This is a genomic window from Marinobacterium sp. NO-S09 (assembly GCF_059179545.1).
In genome coordinates, this window is the sequence record NZ_CP168954.1 from 3,306,351 (window position 1) to 3,330,500 (window position 24,150).

General features: G+C 55.7%; 21 protein-coding genes and 2 tRNA genes. 6 read left to right on the top strand and 17 right to left on the bottom strand.

Features of this window, described 5'->3' with window-relative positions:
* Positions 1-77 precede the first annotated feature (77 nt).
* From rpsI to O3C79_RS15275, 5 genes are all read right to left on the bottom strand, one after another.
* The gene (gene rpsI / locus O3C79_RS15255) at positions 78-470 is read right to left on the bottom strand and encodes a 30S ribosomal protein S9 (RefSeq protein WP_010321800.1); all 393 of its coding nucleotides are present in this window, start codon (positions 468-470) and stop codon (positions 78-80) included.
* A gap of 13 nt (positions 471-483) precedes the next feature.
* Positions 484-912, bottom strand: a complete 429-nt coding sequence (rplM, locus tag O3C79_RS15260; RefSeq protein WP_010321801.1) for a 50S ribosomal protein L13 — start codon at positions 910-912, stop codon at positions 484-486.
* A gap of 185 nt (positions 913-1,097) precedes the next feature.
* Positions 1,098-2,204 (bottom strand): cell division protein ZapE, encoded by a 1,107-nt coding sequence (gene zapE / locus O3C79_RS15265; RefSeq protein ID WP_494383803.1) that lies wholly within the window; start codon positions 2,202-2,204, stop codon positions 1,098-1,100.
* Positions 2,205-2,316: 112 nt separating this feature from the next.
* On the bottom strand, positions 2,317-3,030 hold the full coding sequence (locus O3C79_RS15270; protein ID WP_010321803.1) for an LrgB family protein: 714 nt from the start codon (positions 3,028-3,030) through the stop codon (positions 2,317-2,319).
* Positions 3,023-3,391: a CidA/LrgA family protein gene (locus tag O3C79_RS15275; RefSeq protein WP_494383804.1), complete on the bottom strand. Its 369-nt coding sequence runs from the start codon at positions 3,389-3,391 to the stop codon at positions 3,023-3,025. The genes O3C79_RS15270 and O3C79_RS15275 overlap by 8 nt, the downstream gene beginning before the upstream one ends.
* Positions 3,392-3,564: 173 nt before the next feature.
* On the opposite strand from O3C79_RS15275, the gene O3C79_RS15280 reads away from it, so the two are divergent.
* The 3 genes from O3C79_RS15280 (at position 3,565) to O3C79_RS15290 (ending at position 5,126) form a co-directional block, all read left to right on the top strand.
* Positions 3,565-3,641: transfer RNA gene (locus O3C79_RS15280), tRNA-Pro, on the top strand.
* Positions 3,642-3,665: 24 nt separating this feature from the next.
* Positions 3,666-3,742 (top strand) — tRNA-Pro (locus O3C79_RS15285).
* Positions 3,743-3,833: 91 nt separating this feature from the next.
* Positions 3,834-5,126: an NCS2 family permease gene (locus O3C79_RS15290; RefSeq protein WP_010321805.1), complete on the top strand. Its 1,293-nt coding sequence runs from the start codon at positions 3,834-3,836 to the stop codon at positions 5,124-5,126.
* A 106-nt stretch (positions 5,127-5,232) separates the two neighbouring features.
* On the opposite strand, the gene aceF is transcribed toward O3C79_RS15290, so the two are convergent.
* From aceF to pdhR, 3 genes are all read right to left on the bottom strand, one after another.
* Complete coding sequence (aceF, locus tag O3C79_RS15295) at positions 5,233-7,194, bottom strand: pyruvate dehydrogenase complex dihydrolipoyllysine-residue acetyltransferase (protein WP_494383805.1); 1,962 nt, start codon at positions 7,192-7,194, stop codon at positions 5,233-5,235.
* A gap of 48 nt (positions 7,195-7,242) precedes the next feature.
* Positions 7,243-9,891, bottom strand: a complete 2,649-nt coding sequence (gene aceE, locus O3C79_RS15300) for a pyruvate dehydrogenase (acetyl-transferring), homodimeric type (protein ID WP_494385799.1) — start codon at positions 9,889-9,891, stop codon at positions 7,243-7,245.
* 246 nt (positions 9,892-10,137) lie between these two features.
* Entirely contained in the window at positions 10,138-10,899 is a 762-nt protein-coding gene (gene pdhR, locus O3C79_RS15305) for a pyruvate dehydrogenase complex transcriptional repressor PdhR (protein WP_494383806.1), read from the bottom strand.
* 155 nt (positions 10,900-11,054) lie between these two features.
* Between pdhR and O3C79_RS15310 the strand changes: the two genes are divergently transcribed.
* From O3C79_RS15310 to O3C79_RS15320, 3 genes are read left to right on the top strand one after another with little or no spacing between them, the layout of a single operon-like run.
* Positions 11,055-13,910: an FAD-binding and (Fe-S)-binding domain-containing protein gene (locus O3C79_RS15310; protein WP_494383807.1), complete on the top strand. Its 2,856-nt coding sequence runs from the start codon at positions 11,055-11,057 to the stop codon at positions 13,908-13,910.
* A gap of 9 nt (positions 13,911-13,919) precedes the next feature.
* Complete coding sequence (locus tag O3C79_RS15315) at positions 13,920-14,408, top strand: universal stress protein (protein ID WP_010321810.1); 489 nt, start codon at positions 13,920-13,922, stop codon at positions 14,406-14,408.
* Positions 14,409-14,459: 51 nt separating this feature from the next.
* Positions 14,460-15,362 (top strand): AEC family transporter, encoded by a 903-nt coding sequence (locus O3C79_RS15320; protein ID WP_494383808.1) that lies wholly within the window; start codon positions 14,460-14,462, stop codon positions 15,360-15,362.
* A gap of 39 nt (positions 15,363-15,401) precedes the next feature.
* Here O3C79_RS15320 and O3C79_RS15325 read toward each other — a convergent pair whose 3' ends face one another.
* The 9 genes from O3C79_RS15325 to hisC all read right to left on the bottom strand — a co-directional run bounded on the left by O3C79_RS15325 (position 15,402) and on the right by hisC (position 24,127).
* Positions 15,402-15,683: a ComEA family DNA-binding protein gene (locus O3C79_RS15325; RefSeq protein WP_494383809.1), complete on the bottom strand. Its 282-nt coding sequence runs from the start codon at positions 15,681-15,683 to the stop codon at positions 15,402-15,404.
* An 81-nt stretch (positions 15,684-15,764) separates the two neighbouring features.
* Entirely contained in the window at positions 15,765-16,493 is a 729-nt protein-coding gene (pyrF, locus tag O3C79_RS15330) for an orotidine-5'-phosphate decarboxylase (RefSeq protein WP_494383810.1), read from the bottom strand.
* A 5-nt stretch (positions 16,494-16,498) separates the two neighbouring features.
* A complete protein-coding gene (lapB, locus tag O3C79_RS15335; protein ID WP_494383811.1) occupies positions 16,499-17,689 on the bottom strand; it encodes a lipopolysaccharide assembly protein LapB in 1,191 nt (396 codons plus the stop codon).
* A 1-nt stretch (position 17,690) separates the two neighbouring features.
* Positions 17,691-17,996 (bottom strand): LapA family protein, encoded by a 306-nt coding sequence (locus O3C79_RS15340; protein WP_010321815.1) that lies wholly within the window; start codon positions 17,994-17,996, stop codon positions 17,691-17,693.
* Positions 17,997-18,031: 35 nt separating this feature from the next.
* A complete protein-coding gene (ihfB, locus tag O3C79_RS15345; RefSeq protein WP_010321816.1) occupies positions 18,032-18,328 on the bottom strand; it encodes an integration host factor subunit beta in 297 nt (98 codons plus the stop codon).
* A 67-nt stretch (positions 18,329-18,395) separates the two neighbouring features.
* Positions 18,396-20,072, bottom strand: a complete 1,677-nt coding sequence (rpsA, locus tag O3C79_RS15350) for a 30S ribosomal protein S1 (protein WP_494383812.1) — start codon at positions 20,070-20,072, stop codon at positions 18,396-18,398.
* 28 nt (positions 20,073-20,100) lie between these two features.
* Positions 20,101-20,793 carry a (d)CMP kinase gene (gene cmk / locus O3C79_RS15355; RefSeq protein WP_494383813.1) on the bottom strand — a complete coding sequence of 231 codons (693 nt, stop codon included), beginning with the start codon at positions 20,791-20,793 and terminating at the stop codon, positions 20,101-20,103.
* Entirely contained in the window at positions 20,793-23,030 is a 2,238-nt protein-coding gene (locus O3C79_RS15360) for a bifunctional prephenate dehydrogenase/3-phosphoshikimate 1-carboxyvinyltransferase (protein WP_494383814.1), read from the bottom strand. The genes cmk and O3C79_RS15360 overlap by 1 nt, the downstream gene beginning before the upstream one ends.
* Positions 23,024-24,127, bottom strand: coding sequence for a histidinol-phosphate transaminase (gene hisC / locus O3C79_RS15365; RefSeq protein WP_494383815.1), 1,104 nt, complete (start codon positions 24,125-24,127; stop codon positions 23,024-23,026). The genes O3C79_RS15360 and hisC overlap by 7 nt, the downstream gene beginning before the upstream one ends.
* Between the last annotated feature and the right edge of the window lie 23 nt (positions 24,128-24,150).

Sequence of the window (24,150 nt, forward strand, 5' to 3'; positions counted from 1 at the left end):
CCAGAAACAAAAAAAGCCCGCAACCACGCAGGCTGCAGGCTTTTTTCGCATACATAATGCGACCAGATCGCCAGCGATTAACGCTTGGAGAACTGCGGACGCTTACGTGCTTTACGCAGACCGACTTTCTTACGCTCAACCATACGTGCGTCACGAGTAACGTAACCCGCTTCACGCAGCGCACCGCGCAGAGTCTCATCGTATTCCATCAGCGCACGGGTAATACCGTGACGGATAGCACCAGCCTGGCCGAAACCGCCACCACCTTTAACGGTGATGTGCGCATCGAACTTCTCGACAGTGTCGGTCAGTTCCAGCGGCTGCTTAACGATCATGCGCGCAGTTACGCGACCGAAGTACTCTTCCAGAGTGCGGTTATTGATCATGATCTTGCCGGTACCCTGACGCAGGAATACACGAGCAGTAGAGGTTTTACGACGGCCGGTACCGTAATACTGAGTAGTAGACATCTTCACCTTCCCCTTAGACGTTCAGTTCTTTCGGCTGCTGAGCCTGGTGCGGATGTTCAGCACCGGCGTACACTTTCAGCTTGGTGTACATGGCACGGCCCAGCGGACCTTTCGGCAGCATGCCTTTAACAGCCAGCTCGATAGTGCGCTCAGGGAAGGTTTCAACCATCTTGTTAAAGTTGGCTTCCTTCAGGCCACCCGGGAAACCAGAGTGACGGTAGTACATTTTGTCGTTACGCTTCTTGCCGGTAACGTGTACTTTCGCGGCGTTAACGACAACGATGTAGTCACCGGTGTCAACGTGCGGGGTGTATTCCGGCTTATGCTTGCCGCGCAGACGACGTGCAATTTCAGTAGCCAGGCGACCCAGAGTTTTGCCCTCTGCGTCCACAACGTACCAGTCGCGTTTTACTTCGGCCGGTTTGGCAGTAAAAGTTTTCATGAATGGTTCACCTTACAATTTAAGTCTCGAACCCGGCTGTTACCGGTAATTCCGACTTACCTTATAGTTATTGGTTAGCGTCTTTTGTTAAGACCCTAACGTACACTTTTTCGGCACCCTGCAATCAGGGAGCGCGCATTATACCCACACCCAAAGGGTATGGGAAGTGTAGATTGCATCGAACTTCAGGCACGATGCTCGCGCGCCAGGTATTCATGCGACTGCATTTCCAACAGTCGACTCTGGGTGCGCTCAATCTCGAAATTCAATCGGCCTTCGGTGTAGATATCAGGAATCCCTACTTCAGCAGAGATAATCAACTTAACCCCGGAATCGTAGAACTCATCCACCAGGTTGATGAAGCGGCGAGCAGCATCATCATTCTTCCGCCCCATTTGCGGTACATTGCTCAGCAGCACCGCATGGTAGATCTTGCCCAACTCAATATAGTCGTTCTGCGAGCGCGCGCCTTCACAAAGCGCGCTGAAATCAAACCAGGCCACATCTTCACACACACGACGCGCTTTAATGAGACGGCCGTTAACCTCGACTTCGGCTTCTCTCTGCTCTTCCTCAAGGTCAGGTGCCAAGCTTTCAAAGCTGGCATTCAGGCTCTTGTCTGCCCCCTCATCCAGCGGCCAGTGGTAAAGCTCAGCCTGCTCGAGGGTACGCAGACGATAATCGACACCGCCGTCTACATTCACCACTTCGGTGTAGCGTTTGAGCATATCGATAGCCGGCAGGAAGCGTTGGCGCTGCAAACCATCCTTGTACAGGCCATCGGGCACAATATTGGAGGTAGCTACCAGAGCTACACCGTTGTTAAACAGCTCCTGCATAAGACCGCCCAAAATCATGGCATCGGTAATATCGGTAACGAAGAACTCGTCAAAGCAGATGATCCGTGTTTCATCGGCATATTTGCGACCGATCTCTACCAAGGGGTTCTTGGTGCCATCCAGCTCTTTCAGCTCCTTATGCACACGCTGCATAAAGCGGTGAAAGTGGGTACGCATCTTGCGTTCGAACGGCAGGCTGTCGAAGAAGGTATCCATCAGGTAAGTTTTGCCACGACCAACACCTCCCCAGAAGTACAATCCCTTGATGGGCTCTTCCTTCTGACGCTTGATCTTGCCGCCCAGACGCTGCATGAAGCTCGGCTTGGGCGCTCGCTCCGCGGCTACCAGATCATCGTACAGGCGCTGCAGATGCCCTACAGCCATTTCCTGTGTCGGATCATAGGAGAAATCATCACGTTTCAGATCCTGCTGGTATCGCTCGAGCGGAGTCATCGTCAGTTTGTACCTCTGATTGGGTTTGTGCACACCTTAACGGGGGCGAACTTTACTGCCGGTCGCATTTTTTGGCAAATCGACCATAGCCTTTTAATGAGGACTTACTTTATTAACCAAGCCCCAGCAAGCCCACCAACACCGGCACCAGAAAGGCTGTCAGCAACCCAGTCAGCCCCATCGCCAGCCCCGCAAAGGCACCTGCCAATGTACTGAACTCAAAAGCAAAGGCTGTTCCAAAGCCGTGAGATGACAAGCCCAGCGTGAACCCTTTGACCGCGTCATCTTCTATTTTCAACCAGCGGAAGATGGGGGGCGCCGCAAGGCAACCGATAGCGCCAGTAATCAATACCAGGCCCGCCGCAAGCGATGGGTAACCACCTATTTTCTCCGCAATACCAATCGCGATCGGCGAGGTGACCGATTTGGGTGCAAGTGACAACAAGGTGCCCTCGGATGCACCCAGCAACCAGGCCACCAGGATGACGGACAGAGAGGCCGTCAGCGCCCCACAGAAACAGGCCACCAGCAAGGGCACCAGCATCTTTTTTACGCGCTCAAAATGGTCGTACAACGGAATGGCCAAAGCTACCGTGGCCGGGCCCAGCATGAAGTGAATAAACTGCGCACCTTCGAAATAGGTGTCATAGTCGGTTCCGGTCAGGCGCAGGAGAATAATAATCAGCGTCAGCGCTACCAGCACCGGATGCAACAGGGGTGTCCCCCCCACGCGCCGATTCAGCCATGAGGTGAAGAGGAAGGTCGCAATGGTGACAATAATCCACCACAGCGGCTTGGCAGCAAAGTAGACCCAGAAATTACTCATGCTCACCCTCCGCTGCATCCAGGTTCAGGTTTCGGGTCAATCGCTTCAGAACCAGGGCCGTCACAATAATCGTGACCACAGTACTCAGTACCAGAGCAACCAGAATGACCAGCCACTCTTTGGCGATCAATTCAGCATGTACCGTCAAACCGACACCAGCAGGCACGAACAGCAACGCCAAGTGGCGCAGCAAGCCTTCGGACGGTGTGCGAATCATGTCCGGCACGCGACGCATCAGGATTAATGCGACCAACATCAACACCATCCCCATAACCGGACCCGGTACAGGCAGCACCAATGCCAGCACCAGCCACTCACCCAGCAACTGACACACCAGCAATATCAGCAGTCCCATGAGCATCGCCCACTTCCTCCATGTGAAGTCTGAAACGGCGAGTGTACTTATTTTCTTAACATTTTTCCCCTCGACTATTGGCAAGTGCCGCTGGGCTCTCTATAATGCGCCCCGTTCCTGATTGAGGCGCTCCCACGCCAGACTACTAATCAGAACAAACACTTAGCTTTCAGCTTTGTCGGGGTGTAGCTCAGCCTGGTAGAGCACTGTCTTCGGGAGGCAGGGGTCGTAGGTTCAAATCCTGTCACCCCGACCACTTGCTGAAAACTAAGTATTGCGTCGGGATGTAGCTCAGCCTGGTAGAGCACTGTCTTCGGGAGGCAGGGGTCGTAGGTTCAAATCCTGTCATCCCGACCAATTTTCTTTCCCGCTTTATTTTTTCCTACTGGTTCAATAACGAGACTCAGGTAAAATGTCTCCTTTATTGCGCAATCAGTGGGATATTCCAATGCTGGACAAGCTCTTTAAGCTCTCCGAGCACCAAACATCGGTGAAAACCGAAGTCGTTGCAGGCCTGACCACTTTCCTGACAATGGCCTACATCATTTTCGTCAACCCTTCGATGCTCGCTGCAGCCGGAATGGACTCAGGTGCCGTCTTTGTCGCAACCTGTCTTGCCGCTGCCATTGGCTGTTTCGTGATGGGTTTCTGGGCCAACTATCCGATCGCTCTGGCGCCCGGCATGGGCCTTAACGCCTTTTTCAGTTTCACCGTTGTTGGCCAGATGGGCTACAGCTGGGAAACAGCACTGGGTGCCGTCTTCATTTCAGGTGTCTGCTTCTTCCTGCTGTCGATCTTCCGCATTCGCGAGTGGATCATTAACAGCATCCCCCTTTCTCTTAAGGGTGGCATTGGCGCCGGTATCGGCCTGTTTCTTGGCTTCATCGGCCTCAAGAACGCCGGCATCGTTACCGACAATCAGGCCACTCTCGTCACCATTGGCGATATGAGCCAATGGGGCGCGATCATGGCCTGCCTGGGCTTTATCATTATCGCCACTCTGTACTACCGCCGTGTCACCGGCTCAGTGATGATCGGCATCCTGGCAATCACTCTGATCAGCCTTGCAACCGGCCACGTTGAATTCAATGGCATCGCCTCAGCCCCACCCTCGCTGGCACCCACACTGGGGCAGCTTGATATTGGCGGCGCACTCAGCATCGGCCTGCTCAGCGTTATCTTTTCATTCCTGTTCGTTGACCTGTTCGATACCTCCGGCACCCTGATCGCAGTTGCCCAGAAAGGCAAAATGCTGACACCGGACGGCAAGCTACCCCGATTGGGCCGCGCCCTGATGGCCGACTCCACCGCCACCATGGCCGGTTCCGTGATGGGCACATCCACCACCACCAGCTACATCGAATCCGGCGCTGGTATCGCTGCTGGCGGTCGCACCGGCCTGACTGCCGTTGTCGTGGGCCTGCTGTTTATCGCCTGCCTGTTCCTGTCTCCGCTGGCAGGCACCATCCCGGCCTACGCAACAGCACCAGCACTGCTGTTTGTTGCCGTCCTGATGACGCACAGCCTGGTGAATATCGACTGGGATGACATCACCGAAGCGGCTCCGGTTGTGATCGCGACTGTCAGCATGCCCCTGACTTTCTCTATCACCACCGGCATCGCGTTCGGCATCATCTCCTACACAGCGATCAAGGCCCTGAGCGGACGTTTTGACCAGCTCAACCCTGCCCTGTGGATCCTGTCGGCCCTGTTCGTCATTAAGATGGCATTCTACGGCTAATCGTCAGGTAGCGGTGTTTTAAAAACCCGCTACCTTCCGCTTTAAAATCAACACAAAAAAAGGGGTGTGACTCGCGTCACACCCCTTTTTTATTTGGCTAGCTGGCTTAGAGCACCAGTCGACGGATATCGCTCAGCAGGCCATTAAGGTCTGTCAGGAAACGCCCCGCATCACCACCATTAATAGCGCGGTGATCGTAGGACAGGCACAGAGGCAGCATCATGCGCGGCTCAAACTCTTTGCCATTCCAGCGCGGCTTGATGTCGGCCTTGGAGATGCCCAGAATTGCCACTTCAGGGGCATTCACGATCGGCGTAAAGCCGGTACCACCAATGCCACCCAGGCTGGAGATGGTGAAGCAGGCGCCCTGCATTTCGTTCGGCTTCAGCTTGCGATCCTTGGCCTTGCCGGCCAACTCGGTCGCCTCACGGGCCAGATCATAGATGCTCTTCTGATCCGCATCCTTGATAACCGGCACCATCAGACCATTAGGCGTATCCACAGCGATACCGATGTTCACGTACTTCTTATACACGATGTGTTCGCCATCGTGATGCAGAGACGCATTGAACTTCTGATGACGCTTGAGCGCAATGGCAGCAGCCTTGATCATGAAGGGCAGCGGCGTGAGCTTAACGCCCTCTTTCGCAGCCGCATCTTTCATTTCCTTGCGGAAAGATTCCAGCTCGGTAATGTCCGCTTCGTCGAACTGAGTAACGTGCGGAATGTTCAGCCAGCAACGTGACATATTGTCACGGGTGATCTTGTCGACCTTGCTCAGCTTAACCATTTCGGTCTCACCGAACTTGCTGAAGTCTACCGCCGGAATGGCAGGAATACCGCTACCACCCGTCGCCGCAGCCGGGCCTTTTTCAGCCAGCTGCTTAAGGGCAGATTTAACGTACGCCTGAACGTCTTCCTTCAGGATACGGCCCTTACGACCCGTACCGGACACATTGGCCAGCTCAACCCCGAACTCACGCGCCAGCGCGCGAACAGCCGGGCCAGCATGCACATTGCGGTTTTTCTTCTCGAGCGCGTTCAGGTCGACATTCTTGTCAGCCGCAGGAGCCGCAGATTTGGCAGGTGCTGCAGCCGGAGCAGCAGCAGGAGCAGCAGCAGGAGCAGCCGCCTTGGGAGCCTCTGCTGCCGGTGCCGGGGCCGCAGCAGCAGGTGCACCAGCAACCTCAAGCTCCAGAACCACATCACCTTCGTTGACCTGGTCACCTTCCTTGATCTTCATGGAAACAACCTTACCACCCTTGGGCGCAGGCACTTCCATGGAAGCCTTATCGGTTTCCAGCGTGATCAGGCCGTCGCCTTCAGCGATTTCGTCACCTTCGGCAACCAACACTTCAATCACGTCAACGTCCGTCGCGCCGGACAGATCAGGCACAGTCACAGTTTCGACACCGCCAGACTGGGCCGGCGCGGCCGCTGCGGGCTCAGGCGCCGCTTCAGCAGCCGGAGCAGCCGGTTCTGCCGCAGCAGGCTCTGCGGGCGCACCGCCACTGACTTCAAGCTCAAGCAGCAGGTCGCCTTCATTGACCTGGTCACCTTCCTTGATCTTCATGGAAACAACCTTGCCACCCTTGGGCGCAGGCACTTCCATGGAGGCCTTGTCGGTTTCCAGCGTGATCAGGCTGTCACCTTCAGCGATTTCGTCACCTTCAGCGACCAGCACTTCGATCACATCAACGTTGTCAGCACCCGACAGGTCCGGCACCAACACCTGCTCGACGCTACTGGCTGATGCTGCAGGTGCCGGCGCAGGCTCAGCAGCAGGCGCCGCTTCTGCCGGGGCTTCAGCTGCGGGCGCTTCGCCCTCACCTTCAACTTCCAGCTCAAGAATGGCATCACCTTCGCTGCAGGTACCGCCTTCAGAGACAATAATATTTTTAACAACGCCGGAATGGGTCGACGGCACTTCCATGGAAGCCTTGTCTGTTTCCAGCACAATCAGAGAATCACCCTCGGCGATGCTGTCACCCACGCTGACACATACTTCAACAATGTCGACGTTTTCGCTACCGCCGATATCAGGCACATTAATGGTAGTCGTAGTCACAATAATTCCTCTCGCTTAAAACCAGTCAGAAGTTCACTCGCCTGTCACTTACAGTGTCCAGGGCGCCGGCTTTTCCGGGTTGATGTTGAACGTCTGAATGGCCTTGGCGACAACCGAAGCCTCCAGCTTGCCCTCTTCCTGCAGCGCACGCAGGGCCGCAACTACTACGTAGTAACGGTTTACTTCGAAGAACTCACGTAGCTTGCCGCGAGTATCGGAGCGACCGAAACCATCAGTACCCAGTACCTTGTAACGGCGCGGGATGAATTCACGCAGCTGGTCTGCATACATACGCATATAGTCAGTTGATGCGATAACCGGACCTTCGTGACCGTCCAGGCACTGCTCAACGTAAGAGGTGCGCAGCTCCTGTTCCGGGTGCAGCAGGTTCCAGCGGCTTACATCCTGAGCTTCACGACGCAGCTCGTTGATTGAAGTTGTGCTCCAGACATCGGACTCGACGCCAAACTCTTCACGCAGAATGGTGGCAGCTTCACGTACTTCACGGAGAATGGAGCCACAGCCCATCAGCTGTACCTTGAGGTCGGCCTTCTTGCCTTCTTCCAGCAGGTACATGCCCTTGATGATGCCTTCTTCAGCACCCTGAGGCATTTCCGGATGCTGGTAGTTTTCGTTCAGCGTGGTGATGTAATAGAACTTGTTTTCCTGATCCTGATACATGCGGCGCAAGCCGTCCTGAACAATTACGGCCAGCTCGTAGCCGTAGGTCGGATCGTAGGACACACAGTTCGGAATCATCTGCGCCATCAGGTGGCTGTGACCATCCTGGTGCTGCAGACCCTCACCGTTCAGCGTAGTACGGCCGGACGTTGCGCCGATCAGGAAGCCGCGTGCCTGGGAGTCACCTGCCGCCCAAGCCAGGTCCATGATGCGCTGGAAACCGAACATGGAGTAGAAGATGTAGAACGGCACCATGGCGCAGTTGCTGTTGGCATAAGAGGTTGCAGCTGCAATCCACGCCGACATGGCACCCGCTTCGTTGATACCTTCCTGCAGGATCTGACCGTTCTTGGACTCTTTGTAGTACATGATCTGGTCAGAGTCGTGCGGCACATAACGCTGGCCTTCAGAGGTGTAGATACCCAGCTGACGGAACATGCCTTCCATACCGAAAGTACGCGCTTCGTCCGGTACGATCGGGACGACGCGCTCGCCCATCTGCTTGTCTTTAACCAGCGTGCTGAGCACACGGTTCAGCGCCATCTGGGTCGACAGGGTACGCTCACCGCTGGACTTGAGCTGGCCCTTGAAGGCTTCAAGCTCAGGTACCTGCAACTGTTCAAACTCGGTACGACGCGCCGGGTAGAAACCGCCCAGCTGCTTACGACGTTCGAACATGTACTTCATTTCCGGGGAATCCGGAGACGGACGGTAGTAAGGAACGCTCTTCAGCTGCTCGTCAGACAGCGGGATGTTGAAGTTATCACGGAACGTTTTCAGGTCGTCCATGGCAACTTTTTTCAGTGAGTGGGTATCGTTCTTGGCCTGACCGGAGTCACCTGTGCCGTAACCCTTAACAGTCTGTGCAAGGATAACCGTCGGTTTACCCTTGTTGTTCATCGCCTGATGGTAAGCCGCGTACACCTTGTACGGGTCGTGACCACCGCGGTTCAGATTCATGATCTCGTCATCAGACATATCCTTGACCATCTCGGCCAGTTCCGGATATTTGCCGAAGAAGTGCTCACGGGTGTAGGCACCACCGTTAGCCTTGTAGTTCTGCAGCTCACCGTCACAGACTTCGTCCATGCGCTTGCGCAGCAGACCTTTGGTGTCTTTTTCGAACAGCGGATCCCAGTGACGGCCCCACAGAACCTTGATCACGTTCCAGCCGGCACCCTTAAAGACACCTTCCAGTTCCTGAACGATCTTGCCGTTACCACGTACCGGACCATCCAGACGCTGGAGGTTGCAGTTGATAACAAAGACCAGGTTTTCCAGCTGCTCGCGACCGGCCAGAGAGATGGCACCCAGCGTTTCCGGCTCATCACACTCACCGTCACCCAGGAAGGCCCATACCTTGCGATCGCCACGCTTCACCAGGTCACGTGCAGACAGATAACGCATCACGTGTGCCTGATAAATCGCCTGAATCGGACCAAGCCCCATGGATACCGTCGGGAACTGCCAAAAGTCCGGCATCAGCCAGGGGTGCGGGTAAGAGGACAGACCGTTACCGTCGACTTCGCGACGGAAGTTGTCCAGCTGCTCTTCGGTCAGACGGCCTTCCAGATAGGCACGTGCGTAAATACCCGGTGAGATATGGCCCTGGAAAAAGACCATATCGGATTCGCGATCGCCCTCAGGGCCATGGAAGAAGTAGTTGAAACCGATGTCGTAAAGTGTTGCAGAAGAGGAGAAGCTGGAGATGTGACCGCCGAGCGCGTCATCGTTGTCGTTGCCACGCATGACCATGGCCATGGCATTCCAGCGAATGAAGGAGCGGATACGACGCTCCATGAACAGATCCCCCGGCATGCGCACTTCATCACGCGGCGAGATGGTGTTGACGTAGGAGGTGTTCAGGCTGGTACCTGCTTCCACTCCCAGGTCTGTAGCCTTGTTACCGAGCTCCCTCAGCAGGTAGCTGGCACGTTCGTCACCTTCATTCTTGGCGACGGATTCGAGAGCATCCATCCATTCCTGGGTTTCGATTGGATCGATATCTTCAATCATATCTCGCACTTTGCCTTCTCCGATCACTTGTAAGCGTGGATGTCCGGGATCGATCTATGCAGGCATGGATTGCACACCTGACAACTGGCTGCCGTCCCGGTTTCTTTTGGTATTAATTATGTAGCGATACTACATAGTGACTATACTTATGTCTATATTGGGCTTAATGTGTTGACACTAAACCCTGAATCTTTTCAGTGTTTTGTAGTTTTTTTTACAACTTCTTTGCGGTACCGATTTCTTGCTTCATGTACTCAGCGTAGACCGCCTCAAAGCCCTTTCCAAACGTGTGTTTTCCTGACCCTGCTGCAACAGGGCATCTTCAACAAATGCGAGGTGCGCATGGGCAGCCTGACGGGCCGCATCCGGATTTCCTTCCAGAATAGCTTGCAACAACCGATGATGCTGCTCATGAATGCGGGAGCGGATATCATGCTTGGGGTATACCTGCTCCAGGTTCTCCCAAATATGCTGACGCAGCAGCGTAAACAGTGCACGCATCATATGCAGCAACACCACGTTATGAGTTGCCGCCGCTATGGCCAGATGAAACTCCACATCGGCCTCCACTTCCTTGTCGAAGCTTTTCTCATCATGGTACCTCTGCAGCTGGTCGTAATGCGCCTGAATGGCTTCCTTGTCTGCAGGCGTGGAGCGCAAGGCCGCATAGTAGGCACTGACCCCTTCCAGCGCATGACGAAACTCGAGCAAGTCATACTGTGATTCCGGGTGCGTCTTGAACAACTCCAGCAATGGATCCGAGAGGCTGGATCCCAAATCCTTGGCCACATAGGTACCGCCTCCCTGACGACTTTCCAGTAGTCCCCTGGCCGCCAGCTTCTGGACCGCTTCACGAAGAGACGGCCGTGACACCTCAAATTGCACAGCCAACTCGCGCTCAGGCGGCAGCTTCTGTCCCGGTTTGAGCGTGCCTTCCAGAATCATGGTTTCCAGTTGCTGCATGATGACATCCGAAATTTTCGGCTGCTTAACGCGTTTGTAGACCATACTGGACCCATACTCCTGGACAATAACGAAGGACACATAATCGAATTGGTATAACCAATTTTTCAATAATCTGCACAGTATTGATCATAAATAAACCGATTGACAACCATTAATAACAAGGAATAGAGTTTCGAAAACAAACATGGATAATTGGTATGACCAATAACACAGCCACCATGAAGCCCGAGTTCCAGGCTCTGCTTGAGCGACTGCAAACCTTCATCAGTGCCGACCGGCTTATTACCGACCCGTTGCGTACACTTGCCTACGGCACAGATGCCAGCTTTTACCGCCTGATTCCTCAGCTGGTGGTTCGTGTCGAGACTGAACAGGAAGTAGTGCGCCTGATATCCCTGGCTCAGGAACTGGGTACCCCGCTGACCTTTCGTGCAGCCGGTACCAGCCTGTCCGGTCAGGCCATTACCGATGCCGTACTGGTGCAGTTGGGTGATGGCTGGAAAGGCTACGACATCAGCGCTGATGCCAGCGAGATTCGCCTGCAGCCCGGTGTTATTGGTGCCCATGCCAACCGTTACCTGGCACCGTTCAACCGCAAAATCGGCCCGGACCCCGCTTCCATCAATGCTGCCAAGATCGGTGGCATTGCCGCCAACAACGCCAGTGGCATGTGTTGCGGTACAGCGCAGAACAGTTATCGCACCCTCAGTGCGATGCGCATGGTCCTGTCGGATGGCTCGGTGTTGGATACCGCGGACCCTGAATCTGTCGACAATTTTCGCCGCCAGCATCGCGGCTTGATGGAGACGCTGAGCTCGCTCGGGGAACTGACACGATCCAACACGGCGCTGCGCGAGAAGATCGAGCACAAATACCGACTCAAGAACACCACCGGTTACGCCCTCAACGCTCTGATCGACTACGAAGATCCAATCGATATCCTTCAACACCTTATGATCGGTTCCGAAGGCACTCTTGGCTTCATCTCCAACATTACCTACAAGACGGTCCCCGAACACCCGAACAAGGCGACAGCTTTGGTGTTCTTTAACAGCGTACAGACCACATGCGAAGCGGTAAGCCTGCTCAAGCCGACACCCGTTGCAGCGGTTGAGCTGATGGACCGCGCCGGTCTGCGTTCAATCGAGCACAAGCCGGGTATGCCCGAGTTTATCCGCACCCTGCCGGAAGACGCCGCGGCCCTGCTGATTGAAACGCGCGCCGAAACAGCCGAGCAACTGAACCAACAGATTACTGACATCAAAGCCAGTATCGCTCACCTGGAAACCAGTCAACCGATCGTATTCAGTACCGATGCGGATGAGTGCGCACGCTACTGGGCGATACGCAAGGGGCTGTTCCCGGCTGTTGGCGCCGTACGCGAAACCGGCACAACGGTGATTATCGAAGATGTCGCCTTCCCGGTTGAGCAGCTGGCCCAGGCCGTAGCGGACCTGCATGAGCTATTTGTGCGCTGGGATTATCCCGAGGCGCTGATCTTTGGCCACGCCCTTGAGGGCAACCTGCACTTCGTCTTTACCCAGTCTTTTGATACGGACGATGCCCTGCGTCGCTATGAAGGCTTGATGGATGATGTTGCGGACCTGGTTGTCCACCGCTATGGCGGATCACTCAAAGCAGAGCACGGTACAGGGCGCAACATGGCACCCTATGTTGAGCTGGAGTGGGGACAAGACGCTTATCAGCTGATGCAGCAACTCAAGGCCCTGCTTGACCCGGCCGGCATTTTTAACCCGGGCGTCATTCTCAACGAAGACGCCAAGATCCACCTTAAAAACTTGAAACCTCTCCCTGCGGCCAACCCGCTGGTGGATAAGTGTATTGAGTGCGGTTTCTGCGAGCCGTCCTGCCCTTCACGTGATCTGACGCTCACCCCGCGCCAGCGAATTGTGCTCTGGCGGGAAATTAAACGCCTTGAGAACAGCGGCACAGACCCAAAACGCCTGCAGCAGCTTCGCAAGGACTATGCCTACCAGGGTGACGAAACCTGTGCCGCCTGCGGGCTTTGCTCGACCACTTGCCCGGTTGGCATCAACACCGGCGACCTGACCCGCGAGATCCGCCACCACAACAACGAAACCCGTGAAAACCTGGCTGACTGGGCAGCAGGCCATTACGGCGGTCTGATGAAGACCAGCCGCGCCGCTTTCTCACTGGCTGACGGAGTACATGGACTACTGGGCAGCCAGCGCATGCAGTCGCTGACATCAGGGATGCGCCGCTTGAGTGGCAACCGGGTCCAGCAATGGACACCCGCCATGCCCACAGCTGCAAAACGCATTAAGATAACACCCACTGCAACACCTGAAGTCTCTGAGCAGTCGATGCAGGTTGTCTATCTGCCCAGTTGCGCCAGCCGCACCATGGGGCCAATGCGCGGAGCTGAAGACCCGGCGTCACTGGCTGACAAAACCATTCAGTTGCTGCGCAAGGCCGGATTTGAAGTACTTCTGCCGGATGCGCTGGAAGGGCTCTGCTGCGGCATGCCCTTCCAGTCCAAAGGCATGTTCAGTGCTGCCAACCACAAACGCAAAGAACTGAGCGCTCGCTTGCTGGAGGTAACCGAACAGGGCCGCATTCCGGTTTATTCCGATACCAGCCCGTGCAGCCTGCGTCTTCAGGAAGGACTGGATAGCCGAATCAGGCTGTATGACAGCATCGAATTCCTGGACCAGTTCGTGCTGCCGGCGCTTGAAATTACGCCGATCGACCAGCCTGTGGCGCTGCATGTAACCTGCAGCACTCAACGCCAGGGCCTTACCGAGCCTTTGAAGCGCATTCTTTCAGCCTGCAGCCGTGAAGTGGTAGTGCCCGACCAGATTACCTGCTGTGGTTTCGCCGGTGACAAGGGGTTTACCACCCCCGAGCTCAATGCATCAGCCCTGCGCTCGCTAAAACAGACGGTTCAGCACTGCGAAGGAGGCTACTCCACCAGTCGTACCTGTGAAATTGGCCTTAGCCATCACAGCGGCCTGGAGTATCGCTCCGTGGTCTACCTGCTGGATCAATGCTCACAGCCCCGTAGTTGTTAGGAGGTCATCATGCCTTTGCCCAAGATTAAAACCATTCTGTACACCACTTCACTGAATGAATATTCACGACCGGTCTTTCGCCACGCGGTACAGATGGCGCGACAGAACGGTGCTCACATCCATATGCTCCATGTTGTCGAGCCGGTTGGCGAAATGGGACATGCCCTGATTAGCAGCTACCTGCCGGAGGACATGGTCAAGCGCGTGCATGACGAGGGTATACAACACGTACTGGAGAAAATGCGCAGTCGAGTTGCCGACTTTATTGACGAGGAGCTGGCATCCCTGCCGGATACCGAATCACTGGTGATTGAGCCTCAGGTTGCCGAGGGACCTTTTGCCGATACCATCCTCGACCAGGCTGAAAAGCTCGACGCAGATGTTATTATCATGGGCGCCGAGAGCGGGTTCGGGCATCACGGACACACGGCCAGCCAGGTTATTCGGCATGCGCCAATCCCCGTGTATGTAGTTCCCACCGGTAAACAATTCATCTGATCGCAGTGCAGGCTGACTCGCCGCGCTCCGGTCAGCCTGCAAGGATTTCCCATGGAAAGCACAGCCATGGCGCTGATGGAGCGCATCTTTCTTACTGTTTTCCCGCTGGTTGCCATCGTTGGCGTCGGTTTTCTTTACGCGCGCGCGCGCCATACCGACATGGCGGTTGCCAATCGCATCAATATTGATGTGTTCTGTCCGGCACTGATCTTTTCAGTCATGTCGGCCAAATCATTCGACTTGCCAGCCTACTCGACACTGGCCATTGGCGGCTTGCTTGTAGTACTTGGCTCCGGCCTGCTGCTCTGGCCCCTCTGCCGTTTTCTGAAAATACACCCGAAAACCTTCCTGCCCCCAATGATGTTCAATAACAGTGGCAACCTGGGCATTCCGTTGCTGGTATTGGCATTTGGTGAACAGGCTCTGCCTGCCGCAGTGGTACTGTTTCTGGTGGAAAACCTGCTGCACTTTACAGTGGGCATCTACATCATGGACCACCGCACCAACCCGTTTAACGTGCTGCGCATGCCGATGATCATCGCCACCATTGCCGGCCTGGTGTTCAGCTCCTTTGACCTGAGCCTGCCTCAGTCAGTCCAGGTACCTGTCGACATGCTGGGGCAGATTGCCATTCCATTGCTGCTGTTTGCACTGGGTGTGCGCATGACCAGCGTAGACTTCTCCAACTGGCGGCTGGGGCTTTGGTCAAGCATTCTGGCCCCGGCCAGCGGCCTGGCCATGGTGTTTCTGTTGCAGCCGATATTGCAGCTGGACCCGGTTCAGTTCGGCTACCTGATCATTTTCGGCGCCCTTCCGCCCGCAGTCCTCAATTACATGGTGGCGGAGCGTTATAACCAGGAACCCCACCAGGTTGCTTCAATTGTACTTCTGGGCAACATCAGCAGCCTGATTATTATTCCGGTTGTACTCGCCTTTGCCCTTCAGCTGAGCTAAACAGGATGGGCCCTCTCGGGCCCATCGTTTCAAAGCAGATTACTCGGCACTGCCTTCAACCAGAATCAACGAGCGATTCTTGTTCACGGTTGCCGGGCCTATGCCCTTTACATCTGCCAACTGATCCACGGATACAAAGGGGCCGTGAGTGGTGCGGTATTGAACGATTGCCTCAGCCTTGGCTGGCCCAATACCGTTAAGAGCAGCCGCTATCTGCTCGGCACTGGCCTGGTTGATATCGACAGGTTCGGATGCAAATGAAAGAGGTGCAAAGGCAAAGCTGGCTGCAAGAACAGCAGCCCGGAAGAGGGATTTCAACATGACAAAGTTCCTTTTCTGTTTATCAGGAGCTGATCATTCCATGACCAGCTCCTTACAGCTTAATACCTTGCCATTTTCAACTCAAGCGCGGCGTGACTGCAATGCCTGCATCACTTCCTGCTGGAGACGCTGAGCCGCCTCAACCGGTATCGATGCCTGGGTAATCGGGCGGCCAACCACCAGGTAATCACTCCCTGTCAGGATCGCCTGCTCCGGTGTCATGATACGCTGCTGGTCGCCACGCTCACTGTCAGCCGGGCGAATTCCCGGAGTCACCAGAGCAAAATCACCGGCAACCGCTTCACGAATAGCGGAGACTTCCTGCGCAGAACAGACAACTCCATCAAGACCTGCCGCCTGGGTCAGTTTTGCCAGGCGAACCACGTGCTCCATTGGATCCACATCCAGCCCAATCTCAGCCAGGTCTTCACGCTGCATGCTGGTCAGAACGGTAACCGCGATCAGCAGGGTGCGGTTATCCTTTACCTGCTCCAGCTGCTCACGTGCAGCCGCCATCATGCGTGTACCGCCAGAAGCGTGAACGTTGACCATCCAGACACCCAGCTCGGCAGCAGCACGCACCGCACGGGCAGTGGTATTGGGAATATCGTGGAATTTCAGGTCCAGAAACACTTCGAAGTTCAGCGCATGCAGGGCCTCAACGATACCCGGCCCACAACGGGTAAACAGTTCTTTACCCACCTTGACGCGACACAGTGCAGGATCCAGCTGGCGTGCCATCTGCAAAGCCTGATCACGATCGGGGTAATCAAGGGCCACAATTATACGTTTGTCATCAATCATCATCATCTCTCTCATTCACCTTCCAGCCCTTGGATCGGTGCAGTTACACCCCACTGCTTGCAGGAAGGACACTGCCAGTGCAGTATTCGTCCGGCAAAGCCGCAATGGCTACATTGATACTGGGGTTTGCTCTGCTCCAGCTGCCCGGTCAGCCCCCTTAGCACGGTAAGGCTTTGTCGAGCACTACTGGAACCATAGGCGAGGTGCAGGTCAATCAGCCGATTAAAGCCTTTTATCGAGGGGTGCTTGCGCAGCTCCTCGGTCAGAAACAGGCCGGCCGCCAGTACATCCTCGCGTTCTCGAATACATTCAGCCAGAGCCATGATGACCGTGGCTGACGGCGCTTCCGCCAGGCAGGTGTGCAGATAGCTTTCCAGCTCAGCAGGTCTGTCCAGCTCGGCAAAACATTGCTGCAGGGGCTTGATGGTTTCCGGCACCAGCTTCGGAGCCTTCACCAGTACCTGCTGCAACGCGTTGACCGCCTGCTGCCAGCTGCCTTGCCGCATCTGCTGTTCGGCTCTGAGCAGGTATACCCGTCCACAGCAGGGATCATATCCCAGCGCGTCGCGCAGATACCCTTCCGCCGACGTTTGCTCACCTGCAGAACCTTGCACGACTGCCAACTCGCAGCAATAGTGCGCCAGCTCTACACCAATAGATTCCTTCGCTTTGCGGGGCAGTTGCTGCGCTGTATCCAGCGCGGATTGCCACTCACGCTCCTGGGCATACAGCTTGATCAGCCATTGCCGGGCACTGGTTGCGAGCTCAGTATCTCGAGATTGACGCATGATATCATGCAGGAGGTTTTCAGCACGATCCAGCAGCCCCAGCGCGTGATAATCCTTGGCCAGAGCCATTTGAATACTGATGAAATCGGCTTCAACAAGATCAGGGCGCGCCAGCAAACGCTGATGAATGCCGACCGCACGTTCGATATCACCCTTGCGCCGAAACAGTTTGGCCAATGTCAGGTGTGCAGGAACGGTATCAGAGTTGATCTCAAGCGCCCGAATAAAGCTTTCAATGGCTTCATCCGTTTGCTCGTTGATCAGGTGGTCAAGGCCGGTGAAGTACTCATGGGACAGCTGGCCATCGCGGGACCTTTCCGACGATGGCGCTCTGTTGGCTTGCTGCCTGCCTAACCACCAGCCCAGGGCGACAGCCAGGAACAGCGGTATAATCAGCAGATAATCTGCAAACATCTCAACGGCTGTCTTTCAGACCTGCCGTACGTAGCTGATCCAGTTCCTTGCGGTAAGCCGTTTCTTTGCGTCGGGAAGAACGCAGACGTGTCTTCAGCCCCAGAAGTGCAAAACCGCTCAAGACCATGCCACAAATACTGCCCAATACAAATACCGCAATCAGCCACAACGACAGGCTCGCTTCTGGCAGCGTGAAGAATACAAGATCAATGCTCACGGGCGTTGTGTTGTGGATGGTGAACAAGATGCCAATGCCCAGCAATACCAAGCCGAGCAGAATCAGGAGTAGGTTTTTCAACCAGTTCAATGCAATTTCCTCTAGGGTTTAAATGGGTCCATCAGCTAGAAGCCGTCTTTAAGCCCTTCATTCACCTGGTCACGCAGTTCCTTGCCCGGCTTGAAGTGCGGAACGAACTTCTCAGTCAGGGGAACGGCCTCACCGGTTTTCGGGTTGCGGCCCATACGCGGCGCTCGATAATGAAGGGAAAAACTGCCAAACCCTCTGATCTCTATACGCTCTCCCGTTGAGAGAGCATCCGTCATGTGATCCAGCATGGTTTTGACAGCCAACTCTACATCTTTTACCGACAATTCAGGGTGGCTGTCGATTAAACGTTCGATCAATTCCGACTTGGTCATAACACCTCCGGTTCCGACCAGAGACCGTCAGCAAGCAAAACTGACGGCCGCCAGGACAAGTGGATTATCAGGAATCCTGCTTGTTCATCTGCTGCTTGATCAGGTCCCCGATCGTTGTCGGGGAGACACTGTCCTGCTCGCGCACAGATTGCATGGCCTGCTTGGTCTGTTCGCGCTCCATCTGGCGCACGGACAGGTTGATCGTACGATTGCGGCGATCCACGCTGAGGATTGATGCCTCAAGCGAATCGCCCACTTTAAGCTCGTTGGTCAGATCTTCGGTGTGATCCTGTGACAACTCGGCCACCTTCAGCACACCTTCGATACCTTCAGCCAGCTCAACAGTCGCCTGACGCGGAGTTACTTCGGTCAGTGTACCGGTCACGCTGCTGCCTTTGGGGTGATCAGACGCAAACATCGTGAATGGGTCGGAGTTCAGCTGCTTGATACCCAGGGCAATACGTTCACGCTCAGGGTCAACTGACAGGACCAGAGCCTCAACCTCATCGCCCTTGTTATAGTCTTTCATCGCCTCTTCACCGGGCAGATCCCAGGAGAGGTCGGACAGGTGCACCAGGCCGTCGATACCACCATCCAGGCCTACGAACACACCAAAGTCGGTAATGGAGCGGACACGGCCGCTGACGGTATCGCCCTTGGCATGAGTTGTCGCAAAGGCTTCCCAGGGGTTGGTCTGGCACTGCTTCATGCCCAGCGAGATACGGCGACGCTGCTGGTCGATATCGAGGATCATGACCTCGACTTCATCACCGACCTGAACAACCTTGGAGGGGTGAATATTCTTGTTGGTCCAGTCCATTTCGGACACATGCACCAGACCTTCCACACCGGTACTGATCTCGGCGAAGCAACCGTAATCGGTCAGGTTGGTCACCTTGGCCTTCACGCGAGTGCCGACAGTATATTCACCGATGAGTTTGGTCCAGGGGTCTTCCTGCAGCTGCTTAAGACCCAGGGAAACACGTTTGCGCTCGGCATCATACTTGAGCACTTTGACATCAATCTCGTCACCCACATTGAGTACTTCACTCGGGTGTTTGACGCGCTTCCAGGCGATATCGGTGATGTGGAGCAGGCCATCGATGCCGCCCAGATCGATGAAGGCACCGTAATCGGTGAGGTTCTTGACCACACCTTTGACAACCAGGCCCTCTTCCATCTTCTCAAGCAGCTTTTCACGCTCTTTGCTGTACGCTTCTTCAAGTACGGCACGGCGAGATACCACCAGGTTGTTGCTGCGCGCATCCAGTTTAACGATGCGGAACTCCAGCTCTTGACCTTCCAGGTGCGAGGTATCCCGCAAAGGACGGATATCAACCAGCGAGCCGGGCAGGAAGGCGTTAAGCCCCTGAACGTTGATGGTCAGGCCACCACGCACACGGCCGATAATGTGGCCAGTGACCACTTCGCCGTTTTCGTAAGCCTGCTCCAGTACTTCCCAGGCCTCGATGCGCTTGGCACGCTCACGAGAAAGAACAGTCGAGCCAAAGCCGTCCTCAAGTGATTCCAGTGCGACTCGCACTTCATCCCCCACCTGCAGCGAGCACTCTCCCTGTTCATCACGGAACTGCTCCAGCGGGATAACACCTTCGGACTTCAGGCCGGCATTGACGGTGACATAATCATTGTCGATTGCCACCACAGTGCCCGTCACGATCGACCCCGGCACCATATCCAGCTCTTTTAGGCTCTCTTCAAACAGCTCCGCAAAACTTTCGCTCATTACCGTTCCTTCCCCACATGTGGCTACATCAGCGCAGCCCTCTGTGCCTGGCCTCGTCCAGTACAGACTGCAATACATCCTCAATGCTCATTGAGGTTGTATCGAGCCTCACAGCATCCGGCGCTGGCTTAAGAGGCGCAACGGCGCGGTTCATATCGCGGTCGTCACGCGCTTTAATATCGCTCAATATATCATCAAGGCTAGCACCGGGCTCCTTGCTAATCAACTGCTTATAACGTCGCTGCGCACGCTCTTCTGCACTGGCGTCCAGATAGATTTTCAGCTTGGCTTCAGGAAACACAACGGTGCCCATGTCACGCCCATCGGCTACCAGTCCGGGCGCATGGGCAAAATCGCGTTGACGGCTCAGCAAGGCATCACGCACAGGACCCAGCGCGGCAACCACGGATGCATCCTTGCCGACACTCTCCTTGCGGATGGCATGAGTAACCTCTTCACCCTCCAGCACGACCTGAGTCTCGCCATCTTCTTGCGGCTTGAAGCTGACATCCAGATGCGCGGCCAACACTTCCAGCGCCTCGACATCATCCAGCTCTACGCCATGATGACGCGCGGCAAGCGCCGTCAGGCGATAGAGGGCTCCACTATCCAGCAGGTGCCAGTTCAACTCGCGTGCCAGCAAGCGACAGATTGTTCCCTTGCCTGAGCCACTGGGGCCATCAACGGCAATTACTGCAGTATCGTTATTATGGGTGGACATCAGTCCTCCTCCTTATGCACTTTCAATCCCACCCGCTGAGCCTGCTCAACAAAATCAGGGCAGGCAGACAGCAGGCTGCCGCAACGTTCAATCAAACAGGGCTCGCTACAACTGAACCCCAACGCAAGGGCTGCCATACCGGCGCGCAGGGAACCGGCGGTATCAACCTGGCCTCCGCTTATGCTTGCTCCGGTCACGACAACTTCGTCCTCGCTCTCCTCAACATTGATACCCAGGGTCCGTAATAATTTGACGGTACGCCCCACCGGGTCTTCTTCTTTATGCCTGAGCCGGCTCAATCCGGTAAAACGGCTCACACCCTCCGCCTGGGCCGCAGCCACCAGCAGCAAGGGCAATTCATCCATGGCACGTGAAAGTAACTCACCGCCAACCTGAACCGCCTGCAAGCGCGCCCCTGCCTGAATGTTTAACCGCGCCACCGACTCCCCGGCCTGATCAGGTTGCGCATTCACTTCAATCTGCAGTCCCATCTGCTGCAGCACTTCCAGCGCACCCGTTCGGGTCGGGTTCATGCCCACAGCATCCAGCTCAAGCTGGCCCTGACCACTACCGGCGACGGCGATACCACAGAGCGCAGCCCAGGAAATGTCTCTGGGAATGGCCACACGCGTGGCTGTAAGCGCCCGTGGTGCCTTGATCACCACACCCTGCTCACCGGCTTCGACATCAGCTCCGAACGCAGCCAGCATGCGCTCCGTATGATCACGCGTCAGCACCGGCTCACGAATACGGGTTTCACCAGAGGCCCAAAGCCCGGCCAGCAAGAGCGCCGATTTAACCTGAGCACTGGGCATGGGCAGTGTGTACTCTATCCCTTGTAGCGCCTGCCCTCCCTTGATACGCAAGGGAGCACCGCCGGTGTCACTGGTTTCGATTTGCGCGCCCATGGCTCGCAGCGGATCGACTACCCGTGTCATATTGCGCTGACTCAGGGCCTCGTCACCAAACAGCTCCGTATCAAAGGGCTGTGCTGCCAGCACACCTGCCAGCAATCGCATGGCCGTAGCCGAGTGCCCCAGATAGAGCGGTCCGGGAGGTGGCTGCAAGCCATTAAGCCCAACACCGTATACTCTGACCTGCCCCTGATGAGGGCCTTCAATCACCACCCCCATATCACGAAGCGCCTGAAGTGTTGCCAGACTGTCTTCGTTTTCAAGGAAACCGGTGATATCGGTCACACCTTCAGCCAGCGATGCCAGGATGATGGCGCGCTGTGAAATCGACTTGTCACCGGGCAGGTTGATCTGGCCATCAATTTCATCCGTTCTCTGGGCGCGCAAGCTTACGCCTGACATATGATCATTCGATGAATAACCGGTTTTATTTATCAAACGGGTGAAATGGTCACGAGCAGACTTGGCGCGGGTGAAGATACCCAGCAGGGTTTCACTGTCACCGCTGTCGACCGCCGCTCGCAGGCGCCCGACACCTGAGGTATAGCGGTCAATCTGCGCCAGAATAGCCTCTCGATTGGCGATACAGATGTCATGCCACATGGTGGGATCACTGGCAGCAATGCGGGTGAAGTCGCGGAATCCACCCGCTGCATAGCGGAAGATATCCAGGTTTTCCTCTTCCCGGGCCAGCGTATCAACCAGCGAGAACGCCAACAGATGAGGCAGATGGCTGGTCGCTGCCAGCACCTCATCGTGACGTTCCACTTCCATTTGCAACACTTCTGCACCCACCGCCTGCCAAAGGCGCGCCAACTCAAGCGTGGCATCAGGATCGGTTTCGGGCAGCGGCGTAAGAATCAGTTTGTGACGCTCGAACAGGTCAGCATCCGATGCTCGCACACCGCTTTTTTCGGCCCCGGCAATAGGGTGACCCGGAATAAAAGTAGGTGGCAGGCGCCCAAATATGGCCCGCGCAGCCGTCACCAGGTTGGTTTTGGTGCTGCCGACATCGGTTACAAGTGTCTGCAAACGCAGGTGTGGTTTGATCTCGGCCAGAACCTTTTCCATCGCCTTGACCGGCACGGCCAGTACAATGAGGTCCGCCAGCCCAACCTCTGCGGACAGATCCTCTGCCACGCGGTCAACCACACCCAGGTCAAGCCCAAGGCTGCACTCGTCCGGGTTACGGTCCGCCCCAACGACTTCTTCGACACAGGAGCGGGTTTTCAATGCCTTGGCAAAAGATCCGCCTATCAGGCCAAGACCTATAACCAGAACACGCTTGATGGGGTACTTCGACAGGGAGGAGTAACTCAGCACGCGAGCACCTGCTTCAAGGCACGCAGGAAACGTTCATTCTCTTCCGGCAAGCCGATGCTGACACGCAGGTGGTCAGGCATCTGGTAACCGCCCAAAGGCCTTACAATCACACCTTCACGCAGCAAAGCCTCGAAAATCGGCAGAGCAGGACGTGCCATATCCACAGTAATGAAGTTGCCATAGGACGGGATAAAGCCAAGCCCCAGAGCCGTCAGCCCTTGCTCCAGATACTTGAGTCCGGAGGTATTCAGCGCCACACTCTTTTGCAGGTAATCAGTGTCATCCAGCACCGCCTCCGCTGCCGCCAGCGCCAGCAGGGATACGTTGAAGGGCTGGCGAACACGATTAAGCAGGTCCGTAATATCGGCACAGGCTGCAGCAAAGCCGACTCGCAACCCTGCCAATCCCCACGCCTTGGAGAAGGTACGCGTCACAACCAGATTGGCATAATCCGGCAACAGCTCCAGACCATCGGGGAAATCAGTGTCGGTCACATATTCGGTGTAAGCTTCATCAAGCACCACAATCACGTTTTCCGGTACCGCATCCAGAAACGCCACCAGTTCGTCCCGTTGCAGGGCTGTACCGGTAGGGTTATTGGGATTGGCAATGAAAATCAGCCGGGTGCGCTCGGTAATGGCTTCTGCCATCGCCTGCAGGTTATGGCCATACTCATGAGCCGGAGCCACCACCGCCCTGGCACCGCATGCCTGGGTTACGATGGGATAAACCGCGAAGGCATACTCGGAGAAGACCACTTCGTCATCGGGATTCAGAAAAGCCCGCGCAATCAGCTCCAGTACGTCGTTGGAACCATTCCCCAGCGTCAGCTGTTCCGGTTCAAGGCCATAGTGCCGGCGCAATGCCTGCTTGAGTCGGAAGCCACTGCTGTCAGGATAACGAGCGGCCTCGCTCATGGCGGCCTCAACCGCCTCTATAGCCTTGGCACTCGGGCCCAATGGGTTTTCGTTACTGGCGAGCTTGATGATATTGCTGATTCCCAGCTCGCGTTCCAGTTCTTCAACCGGCTTGCCAGCCTCGTAGGGGTGCAGACCCTGCACCCCGCGTGTTGCCAGTGCCTTCAGATCACAAGACATGTGCAGGCATCCTTCTTCTGTGT

Coding starts and splice junctions, on each gene's coding strand:
- rpsI (WP_010321800.1), bottom strand. CDS start 470: ATGTCTACTACTCAGTATTACGGTACCGGCCGTCGTAAAACCTCTACT.
- rplM (WP_010321801.1), bottom strand. CDS start 912: ATGAAAACTTTTACTGCCAAACCGGCCGAAGTAAAACGCGACTGGTAC.
- zapE (WP_494383803.1), bottom strand. CDS start 2,204: ATGACTCCGCTCGAGCGATACCAGCAGGATCTGAAACGTGATGATTTC.
- O3C79_RS15270 (WP_010321803.1), bottom strand. CDS start 3,030: ATGAGTAATTTCTGGGTCTACTTTGCTGCCAAGCCGCTGTGGTGGATT.
- O3C79_RS15275 (WP_494383804.1), bottom strand. CDS start 3,391: ATGCTCATGGGACTGCTGATATTGCTGGTGTGTCAGTTGCTGGGTGAG.
- O3C79_RS15290 (WP_010321805.1), top strand. CDS start 3,834: ATGCTGGACAAGCTCTTTAAGCTCTCCGAGCACCAAACATCGGTGAAA.
- aceE (WP_494385799.1), bottom strand. CDS start 9,891: ATGATTGAAGATATCGATCCAATCGAAACCCAGGAATGGATGGATGCT.
- pdhR (WP_494383806.1), bottom strand. CDS start 10,899: ATGGTCTACAAACGCGTTAAGCAGCCGAAAATTTCGGATGTCATCATG.
- O3C79_RS15310 (WP_494383807.1), top strand. CDS start 11,055: ATGACCAATAACACAGCCACCATGAAGCCCGAGTTCCAGGCTCTGCTT.
- O3C79_RS15315 (WP_010321810.1), top strand. CDS start 13,920: ATGCCTTTGCCCAAGATTAAAACCATTCTGTACACCACTTCACTGAAT.
- O3C79_RS15320 (WP_494383808.1), top strand. CDS start 14,460: ATGGAAAGCACAGCCATGGCGCTGATGGAGCGCATCTTTCTTACTGTT.
- O3C79_RS15325 (WP_494383809.1), bottom strand. CDS start 15,683: ATGTTGAAATCCCTCTTCCGGGCTGCTGTTCTTGCAGCCAGCTTTGCC.
- pyrF (WP_494383810.1), bottom strand. CDS start 16,493: ATGATGATGATTGATGACAAACGTATAATTGTGGCCCTTGATTACCCC.
- lapB (WP_494383811.1), bottom strand. CDS start 17,689: ATGTTTGCAGATTATCTGCTGATTATACCGCTGTTCCTGGCTGTCGCC.
- ihfB (WP_010321816.1), bottom strand. CDS start 18,328: ATGACCAAGTCGGAATTGATCGAACGTTTAATCGACAGCCACCCTGAA.
- rpsA (WP_494383812.1), bottom strand. CDS start 20,072: ATGAGCGAAAGTTTTGCGGAGCTGTTTGAAGAGAGCCTAAAAGAGCTG.
- cmk (WP_494383813.1), bottom strand. CDS start 20,793: ATGTCCACCCATAATAACGATACTGCAGTAATTGCCGTTGATGGCCCC.
- hisC (WP_494383815.1), bottom strand. CDS start 24,127: ATGTCTTGTGATCTGAAGGCACTGGCAACACGCGGGGTGCAGGGTCTG.